Source organism: Bradyrhizobium sp. 160 (assembly GCF_023073735.1).
Taxonomy (GTDB): domain Bacteria; phylum Pseudomonadota; class Alphaproteobacteria; order Rhizobiales; family Xanthobacteraceae; genus Bradyrhizobium.
In genome coordinates this window covers 92,690-115,733 of the sequence record NZ_JADPKD010000001.1, presented here as the reverse complement: position 1 = coordinate 115,733, position 23,044 = coordinate 92,690, and the positions used below count along the sequence as shown (strand labels likewise).

Genomic DNA, 23,044 nt, shown 5'->3' with positions numbered 1-23,044 from the left:
GATAATCTGCTCTTCCGTGAACCTTGCTCGCTTCATCCGTCCGTCCTTCTTCGGGGCGGACTCTAACTCCTTCTGGAGGAAATACTCAGTGGCAGGTCACCGTCAAGCTGGGAAATGCAGAGCACGGCGCGACCTGCCGTTTGAGGCTTTGATTGTTGTCCGGCGACGACACAAATTTTTGTCAGGTGTAGAACACATGAGTTCTTCCCAGAGCGCATGCTTTTGAACTTTTGAACTCAGAATCAGTGGCTTGGATTACAATGACGTGGTTGGCATGGCAGTTGCTTTTGGAGGTAGTGAGAGGAGCACCGAATGCCGAGTAAGATTATGCTCATTCAGAGGTCCGTCGGACCGCTCCGTGGTTCCATTCTGTTGCTTATGTCGCTAGGAGAACGTCGTGAGATTGCTCATACTCACCGGCCGTCCTGATTGCTTGGGCGAGAATGATGTACCTATCAGCAATGCGTTCCGGCGTTTCGGCTGGGACGTCGTCTTCGGCGAGATCACGGCTATCGGGTCAGATGACTATCGTTTTTTTACGCGTGGAGTTTTGGTACCGGCAAATGGCGACCCGCACTGCCTCGGCTCGGCGGCTCAGGGGACTTTGGGCGTATACTTTCTTGATGAATTCCAACTAGTCTGGGTCAATAGTGGGGCACCGCCCAGCATCTCTCGTGACGTGTGGCAGATGCTGTGGCTAGCTTCCCAACATACGGCTTTCGTTAACAGCATAGAAGGCACATTATTTCTAGAGACAAAGCATGCATTGGGTCTCGTTGTGCCGAAAGAGCATAGGGCTTTCGCTTATGCATCCAATGATTTTAGTCTACTTTGGGAACGCTATCGGCAGAGCCCCGATCGTTGTTGGGTAGCGAAGCCGCCAAACGCTTATTGCGGGCAAAATGTCTTCTTGCTTCCTCCCAACGGACCAAATGTTCGCGCGATCCTCCAATCCCTCACTGGAAATGCTGATGCACAGCACGAATTTGGTGGTCTCACAGAACGCGAATTCCTTATGATGCAACACGAGTCCGACTACGGGCTGGCTGGCTTCAAGGCTCAATACGCTGTTCTTCAACAGTTCATCCCCGAAGTAGAGCAAGGCGAAAAGCGGGTAGTCGTCGCCTGCGGGCAGGTAGTTGCCTGGCATGGTCGAAGAGTTTCTTCAGACGATCACAGGTCAAATATCGCCCAAGGAGCAAAGCCGATTCCAGTCGACTTGCATTCCATCGAAATCGACCTCGCCGAGTTGATCGGTCGGAAGCTGATGGAATATGGGATCAATTTCGTCGGGCTCGACATGGCTTATCCTTACATAATAGACCTTAATCTTACAAACCCGGGCGGGCTACACGATGCAAAACTAGCCTCAGGGATCGATCGCTCCGATCAAGTGGCAGAGCGAGTTATTTCTCAGTTTCGTAAGCATGGTTAGCTATGGTCGGATGCTGGCGCTATCAATTCAATTTAGAAACTTTCATGACCTGAATTGCCGGTGATGGTCGCGTTACGTCTTTTTCTGCCCTTACACTGGCAACTTCCAGCAGCTCTTGCGGACTGTATTCGGAAGCGAACGCGCCGTTCGCAATCGATCGTTCGATCAGCTCGCCGAGATGCGTGCCGGGCTGGTCTCCTCCGGCGACAGCCAATCCATCGGCGCGCGGCAGCTTCATCCAGACCCTCGTGCTCACCGACATTGCTACCGGATGGACGGAGTGCGCTCCTCTGATCGTGCGCGAACAAACGCCCTTGAGCACGGTGTTGACGGAATTGCGCAAGCAATTGTCCTTGCGCTGGTCGGTCTCGCAATGTCTCGATGACCATCGACGCATATTGCGACTGGATGCCGGTCCGCTACGATTGCCCCCGCTGATTCAACAGACGTGGGAATCACGCCGGTTACAAGGGCACGCGCGCCCGACTACCTCGCGATGAAGCGCGTTAAACCTTGCCAGCGCGAGAGGGCGTAGCGGATGGCCTCGGCGAGCTTGATCTTCTGGCTGATGAGAGCCAGCTTGCCGCGCAGCCATACTTCGAAGGCATCGGCCAGTGGTCGGCTCTTCTGCTGCCGCACGAGGCGACGTTCCTCCGCGCTGCGGCTGCGGATCTCTTTCTCGTCGTCCGTGAAGAACGGCTAAGCGATTGAGCCAGAATCGCATTCGTGGTTGTGGACTGTTCTGGGATTGCAGGGTTTTGATGCTTCGGGCATCAGAACCCTGCAATTTCATTTTCAGGGTTCCGTCGAATCACGGACATGATTCCGTGGTGGCATCGGAGGTGGCGATGCGACCGAAGAAGCGCAGGACGACGGGATCGGGCGATCTGTTCCGGGCCAGGCTGGACCAGATCATCAACATGAAGCACGAGCTGGTTCAGCTCGCTGGCAAGGTCGATTGGGACTGGATCGACGGCGAGATCGCACCGCTCTACAGCGAGAACGGCCGGCCCGGCATCACGACCCGCTTCATGATCGGTCTGCTACTGCTCAAGAACATTTACGGGCTGTCCGATGAGGGGGTGTGCGAGCGTTGGGTCCACGACCCGTATTTCCAGCCCGTCACCGGCGAAGAGTTCTTCCAGCACGCCTTCCCGCACGAGCGCTCGGACCTGAGCCACTGGCGCAAGCGGCTCGGCGACAAGCTGGAACTGCTGCTGGCCGAGCGCCTGCGGGTGGCGCACGAGGCCGGCGCGTTACGCGGCCAAGACCTCAAGCGGGTCACAATCGATACCACGGTGCAGCCAAAGGCCGTCACCTTCCCGACCGATGCCAAGCTGCTGCACGCGGCGATCAAGGGGCTCAACCGTCTGGCGAGGAAGCACGGGATCAGGCTGCGGCAGTCCTATCTTCGCATTGCCGAGACCGCGGCCATGATGGCTTCCCGCTACGCCCATGCCAAACAGTTCAGGCCCCATCAGCGGCAGTTGCGTCTCCTGCGCAGCCGGCTGGGCCGGATCATCCGCGATATCCGCCGCAAGATCGAAGGTCAGGCAGTGCTGGAGAACGCCTTCGCCCTCCCGCTTGGCCGGGCCTCCCAGATCTGCTCGCAGCAGCAGCGCCAGCGCGGCTGGAAGCTGTATTCCTTCCATGCTCCGGAGGTGGAGTGCATCGGCAAGGGCAAAGCAGCTGCGCCTTACGAGTTCGGTGTCAAAGCCTCCATCGTCACCAACAGCCGCCGGGCTCCCGGCGGCCTGTTCGTGCTCCACGCCAGGGCGCTCCCCGATAACCCGTACGGTGGTCACACCTTGCGGGACGTCATCGACCGCACCGAGACACTCACCGGCTGTGCGATCGAGCGGGCCTATGTCGACAAGGGATACCGCGGCCATGACGCGCAGAACCCGCGCCGTGTCTTCATCTCCGGCCAGAAGCGCGGCGTCTTCGGTGTCATCAAGCGCGAGCTGCGCCGCCGCTCTGCCATCGAACCCATTATCGGACACCTGAAGGCCGATGGTCACCTCGGCCGCTGCTACCTCAAAGGCCGCACCGGCGATGCGGCCAACGTCATCCTCTCTGCCGTCGGCCACAACTTCCGCCGCATCCTCGCCTGGCTGAGGGTTCTTTGGTGCCTCTTCCTGGCCACCCTCATCGCAGCCACAAGCGACCGTTCATCGCTGCAATCGGCTTCTTAACGGACGACTTTCTCGATCGCATAGAATGCGGCGATGTGCTTCAGCGCCTCGCTCGCGATTGGAGCGGGGCCGGCTGTCGCGAGTTCGTAGAAGTTGCGTCCTTGGAGAACCAACGACGGCGTCCCATCTCCGTGATCACTTCCAGGCGGCGCGCCGTCACGTCCGACTTAAGCGTATGGTCAACCGATCCCTTCAAAGAGATTGACCTGCTCTGAACTGGAATTATCCAATTAAGATCCCACCGGGACGAGGAGAGTTCCATGAAGGCATCTCAAAAAAGCTCTGAGGGCAAGCGGGAGCTTGTCGACAAGGTGCGGAGCGACTGGAAGGTGTCGATCAGGCGGGCCTGTTCGACCCTTCGAATCGATCGCGCACTTTACGTCTACAAGTCGAAGCGCGGTGACCAGGCCGCCCTCAAAAATCGGATCAAGGACATCTGCGAGACGCGGGTGAGATACGGCTACCGCCGCGTCCATGTCCTGCTGCAACGTGACGGTTGGGCAATCAACGTCAAACGTGTCTATCGCCTTTACAGGGAGTTGCGCCTGCAATTGCGCAACAAAACGCCGAAGCGTCGTGTGAAGGCCAAGCTACGCGAGGCTAGGATGGAAGCAGGTCAAATCAATGAGACCTGGGCGATGGACTTCGTTCATGACCAGCTCGCCACCGGTCGCAAGATTCGCGTGCTCACCATTGTCGATACCTTCAGTCGCTTCTCTCCAGCCGTCGATCCGCGCTTCAGCTATCGAGGCGAGGATGTCGTGTTGACTTTGGAGCGCGTGTGCAAAACCGTCGGCTACCCCAAGACCATTCGGGTCGACCTGGGGTCGGAGTTCGTCTCCCGCGATGTCGACATCTGGGCTTACCAGAAGAATGTCGTTCTCGACTTCTCCAGGCCGGGCAAGCCGACGGACAACAGCTTCATCGAATCCTTCAACGGCAAGTTCAGAAACGAATGCCTGAACACGCACTGGTTCCTCAGTCTTGACGACGCTCGGCAGAAAATGGAGGATTGGCGTAGAGACTACAACGAAGTCCGCCCACACAGCGCGATTGGCAACAAGGCGCCGATATCGCTGTTGAATGGCTCATCGGCGCCCCCGCCGGCATGAGCCGAACCCGGAAAATTCCAGCTCTGGCTGGCCTAGTTTTGGGGAGCGTTTCACCAACAGCCGGAGCGAACTCGGGACTGGATAAAAGGTGGGGGCAAGGTCGCCGGCCATGTCCTCTACCTCGCCTTCTCCTGCGATGCAGTAGCAAGCTTCGAGATGATTACGGTATTGAAGAAGCGAGACGGTGTTAGCGCGCACTACGGTGTGGCAGATGCTAAATCCCATACCGTCCTTAGCCGTCATGAGGCGGTGGCTAGTACCGTTGCCCCAATCGACAAAGTAATCGCTCGTTTCAACATCGTGCACGCTACGCACAATCATATTGGTCGACTCCACGAATACAGGTCCAAGTCACTATTGTGGAAGCGAAGGCCACCCTCTGAACTAGAAGCGCGGCTTCCGCCCTCCCGAAGCGGGAACCCAAGGTATGTCTATTTGGACGGGGCCGGCTGTCAAAAGCCCGCCAATCCATGTCCTCCACTGCCATGCGCCCATTGCTGATACGGCGGCGTGACCTCCCCGAGAAGCCATAACTCAATTATAAGATGAGAGAGCTCGCCGCGAGGGCGGCGCAGCAACCGCGGTTGCATCAGGATCGATTGAGCAAGTTTCATCTGAACTCTTACAAGTGAGCTGCCAGATTGTTATGGTCGTGACGGCCCCCCCTCTCAAGCAACCGATGTGCCAACGACGTTCTGAAAACACTCCTGAAAAAGCAATGCGCCTCTTGCCGCGCTAGCTGGCGTCCTGCCGTCAGGTTTGCGACATCGCTGTCTTGAGCAAGACACGTTTCAACATAGGACCTCTGCGGGAGCAATGGACAATGGTGGTCCATCTTCCGATTGTGTGCGCCTCTCCAAACCAAACGCTATTGCCACCAGGATCCACCTTGCAACGTAATTCAAATTAACAGGTAATTGAGGGCATGAAGGCGCATCTCGCCAACCTGAAGATCCATCAGGGGGCGACCTTCAGGCGAAATGGTTACGTGAGCACGTCTTCCCGGACCAACTTCGTACCACTTGGGAACGCGACGTCGAGGAGGTCGCGCAAGGTCGATACGACAGACCTGATGGAAGCTTACTGCCGGAGTCGTCACGGACCGTATCGATCTCAAATGTATCAGTGTTGAACGTAAGACTGCCTTCGGCTTGGATAGAGCCAATTTCCTTGAAACAGCCCGGCGTGAGCTGCGGATCACGCTCGCCGAAGCCGAGCAGGTCAAGATCGCGTGTGGGTCGATGCGGATCATCGAGCAAGTGCCTCACCAGCATCGCACCTTTGAGTACAAAACTTTTACCTATACTTGCTCATGCTGAGCCGATAGAGCAATCGTTCAAGCGCATGATGGTGAGCAGGAGGTCGAACGGCTCATTGCGCTCCTCCGAGCGAGTGAGCAGGCGCCCCCGGACGGAAGCTTCGACATTCTTCAGTAGCTAACGCATTGATGGTCAGCGTCTCAATGCGCGGCTAAACGGTTTTTTCCCAGATGCCGCGTCGATGGCGTACTTTGCGATTTCGGAGAGTGTCGCCTTGCGTAGCTTGAGCGCGTCTTTCATTGCCTCCGTCGCATGTGCAAAGCCGGTATTCGAATCGTGAAATGCCTTTTGTTGCTTACCGCTCCTTAAAAGATCGACGATGGTTTTGGCTGGCGAATAGGTTTTGACCACCCTCGATGCTGTGGTGTTGAACGCCAACGTCGAATTCCTTCGGGCCGAAACGCATTATCTGAATGCGAGGTCGCGTAATCTTGGGTCGCCAGTCGCGCGGACAAATCGCCATCCATACATGGGAGGATACGGTCTGGGGTTGCGGGCCGCGACACTTACTGCGCATGATGCTGGCACAGATATTGCCATCAACGCGCAGCAACACTCAGCTCCGCAGCGCACAAAGAGGCAAGACGCCCCGTGAAACCAACCCGCCCCATTTCTGCGAAAACGAACTTGCTACTCGTGCTATGGAGTCTCGTCGCAACTGGCGTGGCGCAACCGACCTGTGCAGTCCAGCTCGCTGGGCAGTCCACCTTTACCAAACTACTATCGCCACAGCCCCCAGCTACGATCAACGGTCAGCGCGCGCAAAATGTCGCGCGGCCTCGGGCAATGGTTTTGGACGAAAACATGCTGCTGGGCTTAGGATCGCCAGCTCCTGCGATCAAGGTGGAGAACTGGCTGCGTGGCCAACCCGTCACCAGCTTCCAGCGGGGGAGAGTGTACATCGTCGAATTTTGGGCAACTTGGTGCGGACCTTGTGCGGAGGCGCTGTTGCATCTGGCTGAGCTACAAAAGAAATACAAAGACAGCGGAGTTGAGGTCCTTGGACTCGCAACTCAGGAACATGCTGGGACAGCGGACGAGGCCCGAAGCAAGTTGGACGCATGGCTAACCAAAAAGATGCCGAATCTCAACTACCGGATCGGGTTCGACTACACGGGCGAGATGAACCAGCTCTGGATGGATCGCAGCTTTTCTGTCGGGATTCCCACCTTGTTTGTCGTCGATCGTGACGGCCACATCGCGTTTATTGGCTCTTGGAAGCAGCTCGATGATGTCCTTCCAAGAATTCTTACGGGCACGTGGCGCACCAGCGATGAAGCTGAAGCCGCCGATGCTGAGCGGATCGCTAAAGGCGAACCCCTCCTCAAACTTAAGACTGCCCTGGATGCCGGCGATTGGCGTAGGGCGCTTTCGGCGGTCGAAAAGCTCCTCGCTGTGACGCCAGAAAGCCTTGGCTTCCGCATGCTCCGTGCGGATCTGTTGCTTCATAAGCTGCGTGACTTGCGATCCGGCTTGCCGGTCATACGGCAATTGGTTCGGGACGCGATCGACAAAAACGACCAGGAATGGATGGAAGGGGCTCTGCGCCAACTGTTCGATCCGGCGAACGATAACTCCCACTTCCCGCGAGCTGAGCGCCTTGAGATGGGCAAGGAGCTCTCCGAACATATCTTGGCGCTGAATCCTTCCCAACAGGGCGACGGCCTCAACTACCTGACCTATCCAGCGGTCGCTCAGTATTATTACGAGAGCGGCAACAAGGATCGCGCGATCGAGTTGGTTGAGGCAGCGCTGAAGTCGCTGGATAGTTCTGCGCCGATCCCGGTTGAAGGGACACAGCACGACACCGCTTCGTGGGTTCAAGCGCTGGCCAACTACAAAGGTGAGAAGGTTTGCCACGGAAAGATTTGCGCAGCGCCAAAGACGGATTGAGGTTCCGAAACATCGTTGTGACCCTTTCGCCGTCGAACCGCCAAGGCGGGGTGCGCCGGTTCGGCCCGGCAGAGTATCATGAAGCCTACAGCATCATCGCGGCGGGGCGGCGCACTGCTGGACAGCACCGCCGGAGACATGCCGGCTCTTGGCCGGTCCGGGCCGCGGGTCTTCATGGCAGCCACAAAAACCCTTCGGCCGGTTCAAACAGATGGGCATCTGATCAACCAGATGACACTCTTCCCGGCGGCACGCAAATCGCTGAATGTCCGGCGTTCCTGAAGCCGGGATGATCGTCGGAATCAACAAACTCGAGACCACGTACGGCTCTCCTGCACGGCAAGCAGACGCGAGCACCTGGCACCCGCCTTCGCAGTCGCTACCCATCGCTCACTGGTCAGGCGGTGCGCATCGACGCAGCTATTTTGGCCGCCCGGTCGAGGTCCGGGCTTGTGCGCATCGTAATTTGTCGAAAGGATTCCTGCCGAGCATCCACGATCCTTCGGCCGCGGCGAGACGCTCATGACCCTGATGGCCTCGAAGCTGACGATCAGCCGTCCTAAAGCGTGATGGCATTAAGTTCGATAGCCTGAATTTTTGAGGTAATTGGCGCATTCGTCGGCGGTGAAGGCATCGAGTGCGTGGCCGATTGCGGCGCAGACCGCATCGACGGTTCGGGCGGCAGCTTTGCGGAGCAGATGCTTGAGCTTGGCAAATACCTGTTCGATCGGGTTCAGGTCGGGCGAGTACTTTGGCAGGAAGAACAGTTTGGCGCCGACCGAACGGATGAGCTGGCGAACTGCTTTGCTCCTGTGGCTGCCGAGATTATCCAAGACGACGTATCGCCGGGTCGAAGGACCGGCAGGAGAACCTTCGCGACATAGGTGCGAAAGCTCACGCCATCGATCGGCCCCTCGATGAACCATGGCGCATCGAACCGATCATGGCGCAGGGCCGCCAGGAAGGTCATGGTCTTCCAGCGGCCGTGGGGAACCTTGGCGTGAAGTCTGCGCCCGCGCGGCGCCCATCCCCGCAAGGGCGCCATATCGGTCCTGGTCCAGGTCTCGTCGATGAAGACCAGCCGCTCAGCTTCGACGCGACTTTGATATTTTGCCCACTGGGCTCGCCGCCGCGCGACCTCGGGTCGATCCCGTTCGCCAGCCGCCACGCTTTTTTTTGAAGCTGAGCTTCTCGGCATGCACGAAGTCCCACACCGAATGGTAGTCGACCTTCAGGCCGCGTCCGGCAAGCTCGGCAACGAGCCCGCGTATCGTGAAATCGCCGTCCTCGATCCGTTGCGACAGCCAGACCGCATGCTCTCCCGAAACCGCCTTCGGCTTATGACCGCCCATCTGGCCCGGAGCAACGCTCCCGGTCTCTTCGACCCGCTTCATCCAGCCAATTGCGGTGCTGATCGCGACCCCAAACTGCTTGGCTGCCCGATTGCGGGACATCCCGCCCTCAATCGCGGCCACGACACGCTGGCGAAGATCCAGAGAATAAGGCTTGCCCATCCATGCTGGCCTCCCGCCCAGCCAGCATGGTGAATCAGAAACGAACTGATTTGGGAATCCCAAATCGATTCAACCAAACCCCATCCCGCTCTAGGTGCTCAACCCGTCACGGACGGGTTATCGTAAGTCGGTCATCGTTTGGCCGATGATAGGTCCGATCGTCGGTCATTTCACAATGCGCGTCAACCTGTCCCTGAAGAACAACGTTATGGTCCTAAAGACGGCGGCGGAGTCTCGTCTGTTCGAGTTGGCAGTATCGGATACTCGATCTTGGGCAGTCGACCGGTCAATGAACTCAGAAAGGCAACAATGTCATTCTTCTCCTTGTCGCTGAGCCTTAAACCGAGCTGGACTTCGCTCATAATGCCCACAGCTTCTTTGAGACTCCAAACCTGACCTGAATGGAAGTAGGGCGGCCGCAGCGCGACGTTGCGCAATGGCGCAACGCGGAAGACGTATTCGTCGCCCGGAGCGTGCGTGACCGCGAACCGGCCCTTATCGGCAGCAGGAAGCAGCCTGCTATCGGGGTTTCCGGTCACACCAAATCGGAAAAAATCCTGTCCTCCAATGTTGATCCCGCTGTGGCAAGAGGAGCAGCCTTTATCCATGAACAGCTGCAATCCGGTCTTTTGTTGATCATCCAAAGCATTGGCATCGCCATTCAGGTAACGATCGAAGGGAGCCGTCGGCGTCGTGAGTGTCGCTTCGAATGCCTCTATCGCTTTTGCGACATTGTCGAAAGTGACCGGCGACGTTTCATGCGGGAAAGCTTTCGCGAACATCTCGACATACTCGTTCATCGAGCTCAACGTGCTTATCACGCGATCCGGTGTTGCATTCATTTCGGCGCTCGCCTGAATCGGCCCCTTGGCTTGGACCTTGAGGTCCGGCGCGCGTCCGTCCCAGAACTGGGCGACATTAAACACGGAATTGTAAACGGTTGGCGCCCGACGCGCCCCCTTTTGCCAGCCGTGACCGACTGAAGTCGGACCGGCGTCGACGCCGCCGGTGCCAAGGTTGTGGCACGTATTGCAGCTGATGGTCCCACTCGCCGACACACGAGGATCGAAGAACAACATCTTACCTAGTTCAACTTTCTCGATGGTGACAGGATTGTCCGGAATCGCAGGCACAACAGAGGGGATCGGCTTGAACTTTTGTTTGGCGGCCATCATCAAATCGTCATCCGCGCAGACGGCGGAGGAGAGTAGAACTAAAATCGTGACAACACATGCTTTTCTTATCACGTGGACTTCCCGTTTATCGCGGTGCATGCTTCAGTTTTGGATGGTAGCGGGCGCCTGTGTACGGCCTTTGAGCGCAACAGCTGCCAAACTTTCCTAAAGCGGCCAGTTGATGATCGCCTGCACTCATGCAGGAACTGGGCCGTGCTCTCGCAGATAAATTGCTGCAGAATTTTTTGCTGAATGTGGGGTTCACGACAGTACGGGGGCTTATGATCCAGGTTTAGCTTATTGCACACAGTCGCCTGCGTCGTGTCTGCCGAGGATGCAAGTGCTTGAGGGCCTGGTCCTTTGAACCAGAGTGCATCGGCAAGACCAAGTCCGCCGTGCCCTACGAGTTCGGCATGAAGGCCTCTAACGTCAAGAACAACCGTCGGCCTCCCCATTAGCCGTATGCAAGGTCACTGCCCACCACCTCGCCGGCTGTCGGATCGTGCGCGCCTGTGTCAGAAATTGGAGACTACGGGCACACGCAAAGGCCTGGCGCCTTCATCTCCGCCAGGAGCGCGGCCAACCAAGAGAGGGCCGCGCCGCTGCTCGTTAGCTCATTCATCGGCCAATGAAGACTGAACGCCACCTCGGCTGCTGATATCTCAACCGCCACGCTGGAAATGCCACTGCGGGCGATATCCCGTCAGCCGTCGGGCACAACTCACGTCTTCGCCTGGCTGAGGGTTTTTGGTGCCTCGCCTTGACCGCAGCCAGTTCCAACGACAATGATTGTGGCCGCTATGTTGCGGTAGCCGCAGTGGCTCTCAGCAGCCAATTGCCTGATCTTCAGCCAGCTGCGGATCAGTCCCGCGCTCGCTCGCCCTTCGCGCTGATACCGCCTAGGGATGTGCCATCAATCCACGTTGTTTTCCCGCGACAGCTCGTCGCCGTAACAAGGGATGCCGGATGGTCGCGGCGGGAGGCTTTCGCGGGCCGCAGCGGCTAAGAGCTGATCGGTGTCGTCTGACCGATTTGCTTGAGGACCTCAACGGACGTCTCGCCTCGTGACGCGCCTTCAAGGATTCTCGAAGCTACGTGCGTTCGCGTGCCGGTCCCGAGAGTTCTTTGCAACTTCGTTCAGAACGGCACGCAAGAGAGCGATGGTTTCGGGGTCGAACCTGAGAAGTACCAACGATCTTTTTCTTCGTTATTTCCGGTTATTTGATAACAGCAATCATCGTTCGGCAGCTGCTGGCGATAAGCTTAAGCATCGCGAACTTCTATGGCCGCCGAATCATACGAATATTTCCTAGCCTTATTCTCGTGTCTGGGTGACCTTTCTCTTCGCATTGCTCGCGTTTCCAGCCGCCGAGATGGAAGCCGCTCGGAGCCCGCATCAGAGGCGCGGCCGCTTTTATTCAGAATATTGTGCTGCACGAGCAGACTGTAGGATACTTCGATCCCCGTGCAGAACGACTTCCGCTTCTCCTTCTCTGTCGCTTGGAATTGAGAAACAGTACTACATCGTATGGCCGCCTGCGCTATCGCTGATTTCGCGTTGGCCGACGCGCCGCACGGCAATCGTGGGGGCGCTTGCCCTCGGCTCTTTTGCTGTCTGCCTTCTGACACCGCCGCTCCAGTCCGATTGGGCGCTCTGTTCGCCAACGACCAGGGCATGGGAGCTTCTCGCCGGATCGCTCGTTGCCCTCTGCATGTGCAACAGGTCTGTCGAGGCGGGCCCTCAGTCGCTATAGCGCTCGCGCTGACCGGATTGGCCGGCATCGCCGTCGCATTTTGTAGAGTCAATGCCGGCTCATCCTGGCCTGGCCTCTGGACGGCCATTCCGGTGTTGGCAGCGATGGCCCTGATCGCGACGGCCGATACGACCGTCCATCCCCGCATTCTGTCGGCATGACCATCGGTCTTGATTGGCCGCATAAGCTATCCTTTGTATCTTTGGCATTTCCCGCTGATCGCCCTTGCCAAGCTGAACAGGAACGGCGCAGTTCCGGCGCCGCTGATGTGCGGACTTCTCGCGCTCAGTGTGCTGCTGGCGTGGCACCGGAACTCGGTTTTGCGCGTCTTTCACGGTGGCGGGCTGGTGACGCCATCGCGGTTGTGCAGTAAAATCCGCGGCCGGCGAGTTATTCTCGGTATAACGGCTGCTGCATCCGGCGATCCTAGGCTTCACCGTCCGGCTAGACGCACGGCGGTAGGCTGAGGGGATTGCACGGCGATATGGCGGGCCGTTACGCTTTGCTAAGCAGTTCCAGCGGCAGTTGCGCATATGCGCCGACTCGGCCCGATCATCCGCGACATCGGCACAAAGATCGACGGTCAGCCGCTTTGGAGAAGGCATTAGCACTTCCCTTTGGTCGGGCCGGTCAAGTCCGCTCGCACCGCGACAGATAGAAGCTCGCCCCCCTTTGCCGCCATCTGCAAGGTCGAAGGTCACCGCCCCCCAATGAGCTCGGCACGACGGCCGCCGGACTCCCGGCCGCCTATTCTTGCTGTATGCCAGTCACTGCCCCGATATTCCCAACGCCGGTCAATTCTCGCAGGACTTCATTGACCACCCCGGCCCGCTCACCGCCTGCCGGCTCGGGCGAGCCTGTGTCGAAAAGCGGACACCGCGGCCACGACGCAGACAAAGGCCGTTTTCGTCTTCATTTTCCGCCAGAGGCGCAGCGCTTGCGCCGCAATCGAGCCCGTTTATTGGGCCAATGAAAGACTGAACGCTACCTCGTCCGCTGATCCTCAATGGCCGCGCTGGAAATGGCTCCGACAGTCCCGAGGTGGCTCGCCCTGCGTGCACATTTTCATAAGCATCGGGCCGCTCAATCCATGTTGGCTTCCTGTGAGCTCGCCACCCCGACCACGGCTGCCGGATTAACGCAGTGGGAGCCCTTCTGAGGCCACATCGTCGGAAGAGCTGGTCAACGCCGTCTGGCCGATTTGCTTGAGGACCTCAATGGACGTCTCTCTTCGTGACGCAGCTTCAAGGATTCTCGAAGCTACGTGCGTTCGGGTGCCAGTCTCATCAGCCGAAAGTTCTCTGCAAACTTCATTCAGCACTGCACGCAAGAGAGCGGATCGTTTCGGAGGCGAACATGAGGAGTACCAACAATTTGGATGCGTGTGCCTTATGCGAATCCATTCGAGCTTCAGTGGGGCATCGTCGTGAACGTCGGAACCAACAGACGAATGCGTGCGCATCAGCTACTCAGCCTCATTGCGCGCAGGAGAGCCTTCATGACGCTCAATTCAGATCACTTCCTTCTATGGCGATAGACCAGATCAGTGGCCACACTAGGCAGCCTTGGCCGTCTGCAGCTTTGGCTTGGAGCGCGCCGCGCTGCGAGGACCAGCGATACTGAGGGGTACATCGCCATCGATAGAACGCCTCTCGACTCCATCTCCGTCACTGGATTTTCCGATGGCGCAGCGCTGGGTCGCGCGGTTATCCCAGATTACAACGTCGCCTGGTTTCCAGCTCCATCTTACGCTATTCTCGGGCGAGGCGAGGTAAGATTGAAGCCGGTCAAACAGCTTCTGGCTCGCATATCTTTCCAGGCCGACGAAGTTCCTCACGGACTCTCCGAGCACGAGCAAGCGCTCGCCCGTCTCGGGATGGACGCGAACAACCGGACGCGCGTCCTCGCAGATGGTTCCGGTGAAGACATCACCAAATTGCTTTGCATCCATCTCGGCGGAGTGCCTGGTCAAGGTGCAATCATAGGTGCTGCAGTGCACTGCCCAGAGATTGTCGGCCAGCATCCGCAGCGGCTCCGGAAGATCAAGATACGCGGCCGCAGTGCTTGACCAAACTGTGTCACGGTCATCAGGCGGGATCACGACGCCGCGCAGCACCGAGATCTTCGGACATTCGTCACCGAAACTGACGTCCCTGTGCATCTGGCGCGCATGACCGCTGCGACAATCCGGCTTCATATCTATAGGCGTTACCAGCGAACCAAGCCTGAGGGCAAAGCGATGCTGTTCGAAATCATCGAGATGTCCCTGATCACGGAAGAAGATGACCTTGTGCTCAAGGAGTAACTGGCTAATAGCCCGGACCATCTCGTCTGATAATTCATCTGATAGTCTGACGTTCTTGATCTCGGCACCGAGCCGGGCCGTGGATTTGACGATATCCGCTCGCGGGATAATGTTATCTGTCATGTTGCTCATGCTCATTCTCTCGCTATCGTGATGCGCGAACAAAGCTGCGTGACCACTCGGTCGAGGGACCGACAACAGAAGCCACCCAAGTCGGCCTGGTGATGCACCCTACTCGGTCGCAAGTGTTGCAGCACTCGCCACAAAAGGCTGCAATGCATCTTGGGCTACAGACCACGACCATCGTGTGACCTGCTCTGTCGCGCACAGCTCCGACTCTTGCATCGCCTCTGACCAGAGGACGAGTCGACGGGCAGCGGTGCCGGGATCGACGTGCAACATGATCGATTACCTCGCTCTTACATCGCAATCATACGGTCCACAGATGTCCAGTCCATGAAACGAAACCAGCATTCTTTTCGCCGATGAGAAATGTTCGCTCTGTCCGGGAGCTAAGCTTAAAGATATTTTTGGGAAGGCAACTCTTCACACGTCCGCAACAGGTACATTCGAGCTTATGAGGACGAAGCGGATAACTCGCGGTCTCATCAATCAGCGCAGCACTTTTCTACCACAAGTTAATCATATTTCCATATGCAATTTGCAAGTTAGAAATACATTCGTTTCGTCGTATTGAATTTAGTAAATTTGCGCGACGGTTTCATCCGCCTGTCACATACGGAGCAGGCGCGCAGTCCCGAAGCGAGAGATCAATCTTATCTGCGATATCAATTCCCGCTGCGGTTTAACAACGGGCTATATCACTCCTTTTGCGGGATTCCGTTTCAGGAGGATGCTTCAACGTGAACTGGGACTTGTGTCAATAGCTTGGATATCAACATCGCTGCCAATCTAGAGGATTGAATTAAGTCGCGACTTGACGTGCATCGCTCGCACAAATGTCCGATACGTTGAGCGCCGTGACAAGCCTCTTCTCGGAAAAGCCGATGCAGCCCGCACCGCCAGCCGCGGACGACCTCGGCGGAGCGACCCGTGCACGCAACGCACACCAAGGCGTGCTAATTCGTCTCGGCTTCCATTGACGTTCTATTTCGGAATTGATTGTATCTCACAAAATGCTTTTTACGTTCGCCAATGCGCGCCACGACGTGCCAGCTCCACTTCACCACCCTATTTGGTCGCGGAGCCAGGAATGGAAACATCGCGACTTCACAGCTCGACTCGACCTTTAGAAACGAGATGACCGTTATCGCGACGCGAGTCATTTCGGGTGAGCGGCTTCAGGCCAATCTGTGAATTCCATCTCGAATTGACGAGAACTGACGGGTTTGGTCGTGAATTTTACGGTTCTTCCTGAGAGAGCCGCCAACGATCCGGATGCGAACTTAAACGCCATCTTGCCGGAAGCTGCGATGCCAACAGCCCTGTTGTCCTCCGTGACAGAGGAATCGGTCCCCTCCAACACCTGACCAACCGCAATTCCGTGGAGCGCACGGTAAATGTCGATAGAAGCCAAGTACCTTCCTTTCTCACTGTCCCACTGGCTGACCGACAGTCCCGTAATTCTCGCGTCCTTCAACAGACCATCGGCAACGCGGCAGGTGTATTGAAGGCTGACAATGGTGCGCCCATTCCGATCGCCTGTCGGCTCTCGATCGGTGCCGTCTATGATGCAACCGTAGCGCCGGGTTGAGTCCGCGAGCGCAATCTCATTCAACCCAAGCAGTCCGCAAACAACATAAAGTATCATACAGAGAGAGAGCTGTTTCATTGCCTATGCTCCGCGGACATCCCGCCGTCGTGTTGTACAACCTGACCCTACGGCCGATTCAAGCTCCTCGATTGTTGTTCGGATGGGTGCGCCTCACAGTGACATCGGCATGTTTCCGATCCGAGGCGACCCGGTAGGAAAGCGACTACTCGGTGGAATGAAGCTCAATGCTGCTGGAGAGTACCTCGATCAAATGGACCATAGGGATCAACGACGGCTCAGAGAGCAAGATCGGCCGCCAGCATGTGAAGACGGCGATGCGGCGGATTGGGATAGACGCTCTATCGTCATCCGCGCGCCACCAGACCCGAGCCCGGCCACAAGATCCATCCATATCTGCTGCGCGTCATGGAGATTACGCGACCGAATCAAGTCTGGCGATGGAAATCACCTACATTCTGACGGCGATTGGCTTCGCCGATCTCGCTGTGGTGTTGGACTGCGCAGCACGTCGCGGTCTGTCGTGGCGACTGTCGATCACCATGAACTTCTGCGTCGAACGCTGGCGTATTCCTTGGCTCGTCCTGGCAAGCCGGACATCTTCAACACGGCTCAGGCTCTCAGTTCACTGGACAGGCTTTTACCGGCGTGCTCGCCGACGACGGTATCGCGATCAGCATGGACGGAACGCGCATGGTGAGACAACGTGTTTGTCGAACGGCTCTGGAGCAACGTCAAACACGAGGAGATGTGCCCGCTATGACTGCGTCAGCCGGGCGCGCAGCCCGATCGGCCTATATCTCAACTTCCATAACAGTAGGCGTCCCCATTCCAGGTCGTGGCGGCAGCACGCCGGATAAAGCCTACTTTACCCGCTGCCATTCCGTATGGCAGCCTAACGCCGCGGCAGCGGTCCCATCGATCGACGCGGAAACAACCGGGACCAGCTCTATTTCACTGAAGGGACATTCCAACGGGGACACTCTGCCCATGCTGCAATTCCCCATCTGTATAGGTCATCAACCTGCTCGGTCATGCAAGTCGCCCCGAAAGAGGAAGTGCGCGAACAGCACGATCAACGTCACGTGATCCGCCAACCAGGTCTGCGGTCAACGGAATCAATGCACGGCAGGACCATCGTTCGCCTCACAGAGTCCCTTGCGGTTCTCTCCTCCCGGAGACGTCAGCCTTTCGAGGAGCAATTGGCAATTAAGGATTTCCAGGTGTCGCGCAAAGCCGAAGAGCTTCGGCTGGAGCGAGAGCAACTCGCCAGAGACAGGCAGCAGGTTGGAATGACATTTCGAAGCCGCCTAGCCGATTGGGCGACCAATGCGCGAACCGCCGCTGATCTGTTCAAGCCCGCGCCTGTGCATGATGGCCAGACTCCCACCTTTCGGGCAAGTCGATCCATATATCAGCAGGACCATGCAAAAGTGAATCTTGATCCGGTACAAAGATATTGTCAGGCACTCTGAGGCCGCGACCAAGGGCGACTCCACTGATTATGAAGGGAAGCTCGATCTGCTTCTGATCTTCAAAGCTGTCCGCGCCAACAATGCGAAGACATTCCAATTCAAACCGTCGGAATGTGATCAGCGGTCTTGCCGCGTCTATCAGGTCTTGGGCGCAAGATACTCCCCGCGCCGCCTCTTTTCTCAAGTGGTCTAGCGCCAGGAAGAGGGACGAAAGCTCGTCCAGCTCGGAACAATTGAAGTGTCGCAAACGTGACGAAATAGGCACTCCATTCTTGTATCGTACTGTCGGCACAAATCGTATCTCGCAATCAAGAAGCAGATCTGCCACCGCTCGCTTTACGAGAAGAGCCTGTCCAATATCCTTCAAGCCGAAATAACTGCGAGATGGTCGAGCGAAACAGATCCATCGGATGCATCCGGTGATACCTTCCATGAGGAGCCCATGAGGCCCGTTCGCACGCGACGGATAATCCCCTTGAGACACAAACGTTCGATATCCTGGCGGGAACATCTCCGCGTCCGTCGTCGAAATCACAGCAGAAGCGCCCGCTCCTAGCGCAAGCGCAATGTCATCATCCAAATTGAACTCGTATTCAGGACCCGGGCTGAGCTGGATCTTGTTCGGATAGACCGTGACAATGGCCACGTCGTTCTCGACTGCGGCCCTTCTGATCAATTCCGCGTGCCCCTGATGCAATGCACCCAGAGTGTGTACTGTGCCGATCGTTCGACCTCGTCTTGCCATGTCCGCAATGAAGGCCTTGCCAGCTGAAAGAGACGCTAGATGCATATTTCCTGCTCCGCTCTTGTTGATTACACAGCAGCTGGGCTGCTCGATCAGACAGGAAGCGTGGTGAGAGCGACCCTCACACTGGCCGCGCAAGAGCGCCTGGGAGCGCCGCCACAGCGGGGCGCATCGTGCTCTTCCATCTTCCTTCTGGGATGACAGCTGGTCTAGATCGCCATGCGCATTTCGGCTTAAATCAGCTCGATCCCTCTCGACCGCGTCTCATTAGCGATGAGAAGTCAGCCAGATACTCTGAAGGTTTGTATTTCTGATCTTCTACCCCCTCCAGAGCGGCCTGGAGCCCAGGACACCTGTCGGCAAAGAACGGCGGTTCAAAAGTCGTTATCTCTGCATCCGAAAAATCAGTCTTTACAAAGCTTGCTTGGAACGGCGTAACTCCACTCAAGTTGGCCTTGCGGAGGGACGATTGATTCATTCGAACATATGCGATCCGGGCGGCCTCCAGGTTGCTGCCGGTCATTCCTGCCGCAATATATGACTGAACAAGGTTTGCTCCTTCGAAATTGGCGCGATTCAAGGCCATAGATTGCGGAGGATCACCTGTAATCATTGATCGATAGAGATACGCCTGTGAAAAATCTGCATCATCGAGATCGCAGTCGCGTATAAACGCACAGCGCGCACGAAAGCCGCCCAATCGGGCGTAGCGCATCGTGCTCTCGGTGATCGAAATGGTTTCTCCTGATGCGCGAGATAGATCAGCCCCATCGAGCTGGCAAGAGCGTACAGATACTCCGTTAAGCACCGCGCCGACGAGGTTGGCGCTGGCTAGATTCACAGACAGAAGTCGCGCCTCAGATAGGTCTGCCTCCTCAAGCTCTGCCTTTGCAAGATTTGAGAGGCTGAAATCCGAAAAGGGGGCGGCCAGCGCTTTGGCCAGGATGCGACCGCTCGCCTTTGAAAGCCTGAAATAGGGAAGATGAGCGTTCTCTAGAACAAGACCATCGACCGAAGTGGGGCGCAGGATCGATAGACACTCTCCCCTTGACTGCAGAAGGGAGCTGCCGGTGAGATGCGCCTTGGTCATTGTAACCTGGCTCAAATTGGCAAAATGGAAGGACGAGCGAGGCAGGTAGCATTCATTGAGGGTCGATCCTTGCAGTTCGGCGCCATCAAAGACAGCCTGGCTTGCGTCACACTGATAAAAGAGGACGCCACTTAGGACTGCATTGTCGAAACGCGTTCTCCTCATGCTGCATCCGTGGAACAGGCTACCTGTTGCATCGATGAGATTGCGCAAACTTGCATCGTCGAAACTGCAGACCTGAGCGGCAATTGCATGCATATACGCAAAATCGAGCTTGGCTCCGCGGAAACTTGCTCGCTCTAATCCTGGGCAGATAAGGTTGGCCTCGGACAGATCGGCTCCATCCAGCTTCGCTCCGTGAAGTTGCGCACGATTGAGAATGCATCGCCGCAATGGAAATCCGGATAGATCGTGACCGTTAAAGTTCTCGCAGGATAGCTGCAGGCCGATGCCGGTCTTCTTGATAGCTTCCTCGGTTCGCTTTCCCACCGCAGCCAACGCGGACGCGCGATCACTGTTTCGGCTCCAGTAGCGGACAAAGTCACCATCTGCCGAGGATTGGTTTATCGTCGTTGGACGGATTCCCAGCTCCTCGTGCACGCTGAACTGGCTATTGGTATCGGTGGCTTGCGTCACTGTCGACATCTTCCATTCTCGATGACGAGCCCACTTTCTCAGCCTTCTGTGCGGACGTTATTTTGCATCGCCTGCGTGTTTCAGGTAGCCTCGATGTGCGCCCCATAGCGCTCGTTGGATTTCTTTCTGCGACACAGGCATCATCACTCATCAGGGTGTAAATTTCCTGGCCGGCCCTTTGGAATTGTGCCATCACGAGTCGACACCCACATAAGCCTAAGCGAGTTGTCGCAGACGGAGTTGATCTCCCCACGACTTCCCCATTCGGATACTTATCAGTATGTTGACAGCAGACCGAAGAAGCCGCAACTTGGGGTACCTCCACAATTTCATGCGGTCGTTATTCTTGCATTCGGCCTTTACGACGCACTTCAATAGCAATGTCTGTGCCAGCCCTCACCTATCCTGAATTGACGTTGAATGCGTGTCCAGAAACGGCGCGGCGGACCCCGTCAGAATTTCGTAACTGACAGCACTCGCGTCTCTGTCACAAACCGGACAATGGTTCGCAACGCTCGACAGACGGCAAGTCCCGCTTTTTCTCTATGCCTTCGACCGCAAAGCCAATGTCGCTCTCTATGACGATCGAGTAATAGTTGCCTTCGATGCACGTACGCGCATTCTCCAGATGTCGGACCATTGAGCCACAAATCGCCGCCCGCCTTCCGTTCCTCAGTTTTCATCCGGGCGACGCAGTTCCGTCCCGGAAGTTCGCCGACAAAGTCGCGCGAGGTACTGGAGGGTGGAGTTGGGACTAGCGGTCCACATGAAGGGGCGTGAAATCGCAAGCGCGGAGAAAGCTGCCGCTTTTTTTACGACGTCGGCCGTGCCGGATGGGCGCGTTAGTTGATGAGCGTGAAGAAGCGTTCGACCTGATCGAGGCAGGAGGCATGGGTGGTGTGAAGTGAACGTGCCAGCGCGGACATCGGGCGAGCCAGGTCCTGACCTTGGATGCTTCAGTGGAGTGCTGCCCAGATGGGGGCCAAGTTGGCCGGCACATCGTTTCGATGTGCCTTAGAAAGGCCCGCAACTCCTGGTGACTACGCGGTTCAGCATCTTCTTCCGAACCAAACGGCTTGCCTCGGCATGAAGGCGGAGCGCACACTAAGTAAGTAGCCTCGCATTCCTAAGATTATCACGCCAATAACCGTGATTCACGCCATCAAGTGACGGCTCTGAGAGCACGCCTGCTCGCCAGCAGATGGAACCGCAGGACGAGGAGCCCCGCGTAGATGGTTGTCCCGATTGACAAGCCAATCCAGATACCGATTGCACCAAGCCCGATCTTCAAACCAAGCACGTAGCCAAGTGAGAAGCCGATCAGCCAATAGGCAATGCCGACGAACAGAAGCGGCACCCGGGTGTCCTTCAGTCCGCGCAGACCGCCCGCCGCAATGCTCTGCGCTGCATCAGTGACAAAAAGGCTCGCTGCGACGATAAGGAGCTCTGCAGTCAGTCCGATCGTTGCGTCGGCATCTCCGGCCGATTTGTCCAGAAACAGCTCGGCGATCTCGAAACGCGCGACGATCACCGCAACCGTCAGCAGGGCAGCGATGAGGGTACCGAGCAGTATCGCGGCCAGGCCAGCCCGCTGGATGCCGGAACCGTCGCTGCGGCCGACCGCATGGCCAACGCGCACGGCCACCGCCATGCTGATGCCGAAAGCGATCATGGATGTAATCACGGTGATCTGAAGCGCGATCTGATGAGCAGCGAGTGCACTGGTGCTGATTAGGCCGGCCAGGAGCGCGGCAGCCGACAAAACTCCGTACTGCATCAGGGAGGCGATTGAAATCGGAGTTCCGATCACGATCAGCTGCCGCAAGAAGGGCCAATCGAGTTGCCAGAGATCTGCAAGCACGTGGTAGTCACGGAAAGGACGACGCATCGTGGCAAACCAGAAACCGGCCAGGAACATCGCACAGTTCACCAACGTGCTCGCAAGCGCGGCCCCGAACAGCTCAAGCCGCGGCAGCCCGAGCTTCCCATAGACCAGCAGATACACGAGCAGGGCGTTGAGGGGGATAGCCGCCAGTGTGATCCACAAGATCGGCTCCGGCCGATTGACCGCACTCATGAAATTACGGATGACCTGAAGCCATAGCGCCGGCACCACGCCCAAGGCCAGTCCGAACAGATATTGCTGGGCGAGCCGCGCCGCGTCTGGCGCCTGACCGAAAGCGAGCAATATTTGCTCTCCGCCAAACGCAAACGCGATGATCGGAAACGAAAGCATCAGCGCCGCCCACAGCCCCGTGCGCAGTGCGCGCTGTACCATAGCATGATTCCCGGCGCCATAGGCCTGCGCCGCCAAAGGTGCGATCGGCGCGAGCAGGCCCGCGCCAAAGGTGAAGCTGACGAGATAGAGCGTGACGGCCAGGGCGGCCGCGGCGAGTGCCTCAGGCCCGATGTGCCCGATAAAGGCAAGATCTGTCGTCATCATCGCGACCTGCGCAAGCTGGGTCAACACCATCGGCCACGCGAGCTTCACAATTTCGCTGAGCTCGACAGTGAGGTGTTCGCCAGCCGCTCGTCTCGTCATTGCGTATCGCAAAGCTGATCCTGGTTTTCTTTCGACTATTTTGTTCATGGATTGCTGCTCGATCTGCCTCGTCCGCAAACGAGTTCCGCCGAGAGGGATGCTCTTTCCCGCCCTGAATTCTG

General features: G+C 57.3%; 12 protein-coding genes and 6 pseudogenes. 6 read left to right on the top strand and 12 right to left on the bottom strand.

Features of this window, described 5'->3' with window-relative positions; translation table 11 throughout:
* Window positions 1–397 precede the first annotated feature (397 nt).
* On the top strand, window positions 398–1,435 hold the full coding sequence (locus IVA98_RS00495; RefSeq protein WP_247354152.1) for an ATP-grasp domain-containing protein: 1,038 nt from the start codon (window positions 398–400) through the stop codon (window positions 1,433–1,435).
* Between the two features lie 203 nt (window positions 1,436–1,638).
* Window positions 1,639–1,785, top strand: a pseudogene (locus IVA98_RS00490) (transposase); the annotation flags it as partial.
* Window positions 1,786–1,930: 145 nt separating this feature from the next.
* Here the strand turns inward: IVA98_RS00490 and IVA98_RS00485 are convergent.
* Window positions 1,931–2,116, bottom strand: a pseudogene (locus IVA98_RS00485) (IS66 family transposase); the annotation flags it as partial.
* A 167-nt stretch (window positions 2,117–2,283) separates the two neighbouring features.
* On the opposite strand from IVA98_RS00485, the gene IVA98_RS00480 reads away from it, so the two are divergent.
* Both IVA98_RS00480 and IVA98_RS00475 read left to right on the top strand, forming a co-directional pair.
* A complete protein-coding gene (locus tag IVA98_RS00480; protein WP_247354151.1) occupies window positions 2,284–3,630 on the top strand; it encodes an IS5 family transposase in 1,347 nt (448 codons plus the stop codon).
* 290 nt (window positions 3,631–3,920) lie between these two features.
* A pseudogene (locus IVA98_RS00475) lies at window positions 3,921–4,742 on the top strand (IS3 family transposase); the annotation flags it as partial.
* 90 nt (window positions 4,743–4,832) lie between these two features.
* Here the strand turns inward: IVA98_RS00475 and IVA98_RS00470 are convergent.
* From IVA98_RS00470 to IVA98_RS00465, 3 genes and pseudogenes are all read right to left on the bottom strand, one after another.
* Window positions 4,833–5,063 (bottom strand): annotated as a pseudogene (locus IVA98_RS00470) (ectoine synthase); the annotation flags it as partial.
* Between the two features lie 650 nt (window positions 5,064–5,713).
* The gene (locus IVA98_RS37415; protein ID WP_524536336.1) at window positions 5,714–6,046 is read right to left on the bottom strand and encodes a nucleotidyl transferase AbiEii/AbiGii toxin family protein; all 333 of its coding nucleotides are present in this window, start codon (window positions 6,044–6,046) and stop codon (window positions 5,714–5,716) included.
* A gap of 147 nt (window positions 6,047–6,193) precedes the next feature.
* Entirely contained in the window at window positions 6,194–6,439 is a 246-nt protein-coding gene (locus tag IVA98_RS00465; protein ID WP_247354150.1) for a hypothetical protein, read from the bottom strand.
* Window positions 6,440–6,865: 426 nt separating this feature from the next.
* Between IVA98_RS00465 and IVA98_RS00460 the strand changes: the two genes are divergently transcribed.
* Window positions 6,866–7,954: a TlpA disulfide reductase family protein gene (locus IVA98_RS00460; RefSeq protein WP_247354149.1), complete on the top strand. Its 1,089-nt coding sequence runs from the start codon at window positions 6,866–6,868 to the stop codon at window positions 7,952–7,954.
* A 575-nt stretch (window positions 7,955–8,529) separates the two neighbouring features.
* Here IVA98_RS00460 and IVA98_RS00455 read toward each other — a convergent pair.
* The 5 genes and pseudogenes from IVA98_RS00455 to IVA98_RS00430 form a co-directional block, all read right to left on the bottom strand.
* A pseudogene (locus IVA98_RS00455) lies at window positions 8,530–8,999 on the bottom strand (IS630 family transposase).
* A 40-nt stretch (window positions 9,000–9,039) separates the two neighbouring features.
* A complete protein-coding gene (locus IVA98_RS00450) occupies window positions 9,040–9,468 on the bottom strand; it encodes an IS630 transposase-related protein (RefSeq protein WP_247354148.1) in 429 nt (142 codons plus the stop codon).
* A gap of 206 nt (window positions 9,469–9,674) precedes the next feature.
* Complete coding sequence (locus tag IVA98_RS00445; protein ID WP_524536335.1) at window positions 9,675–10,643, bottom strand: cytochrome-c peroxidase; 969 nt, start codon at window positions 10,641–10,643, stop codon at window positions 9,675–9,677.
* A 3,309-nt stretch (window positions 10,644–13,952) separates the two neighbouring features.
* Entirely contained in the window at window positions 13,953–14,840 is an 888-nt protein-coding gene (locus IVA98_RS00435) for a TauD/TfdA dioxygenase family protein (RefSeq protein WP_247354146.1), read from the bottom strand.
* Window positions 14,841–15,984: 1,144 nt separating this feature from the next.
* Window positions 15,985–16,494 carry a hypothetical protein gene (locus tag IVA98_RS00430; RefSeq protein WP_247354145.1) on the bottom strand — a complete coding sequence of 170 codons (510 nt, stop codon included), beginning with the start codon at window positions 16,492–16,494 and terminating at the stop codon, window positions 15,985–15,987.
* Between the two features lie 227 nt (window positions 16,495–16,721).
* On the opposite strand from IVA98_RS00430, the pseudogene IVA98_RS00425 reads away from it, so the two are divergent.
* A pseudogene (locus IVA98_RS00425) lies at window positions 16,722–17,333 on the top strand (DDE-type integrase/transposase/recombinase); the annotation flags it as partial.
* A gap of 454 nt (window positions 17,334–17,787) precedes the next feature.
* Here the strand turns inward: IVA98_RS00425 and IVA98_RS00420 are convergent.
* From IVA98_RS00420 to IVA98_RS00410, 3 genes are all read right to left on the bottom strand, one after another.
* A complete protein-coding gene (locus IVA98_RS00420) occupies window positions 17,788–18,699 on the bottom strand; it encodes a pantoate--beta-alanine ligase (protein WP_256468143.1) in 912 nt (303 codons plus the stop codon).
* 193 nt (window positions 18,700–18,892) lie between these two features.
* Window positions 18,893–20,389 carry a pentapeptide repeat-containing protein gene (locus IVA98_RS00415; protein WP_247354144.1) on the bottom strand — a complete coding sequence of 499 codons (1,497 nt, stop codon included), beginning with the start codon at window positions 20,387–20,389 and terminating at the stop codon, window positions 18,893–18,895.
* Window positions 20,390–21,542: 1,153 nt separating this feature from the next.
* Window positions 21,543–22,970 (bottom strand): MATE family efflux transporter, encoded by a 1,428-nt coding sequence (locus IVA98_RS00410; protein WP_524536334.1) that lies wholly within the window; start codon window positions 22,968–22,970, stop codon window positions 21,543–21,545.
* Window positions 22,971–23,044 lie beyond the last annotated feature (74 nt).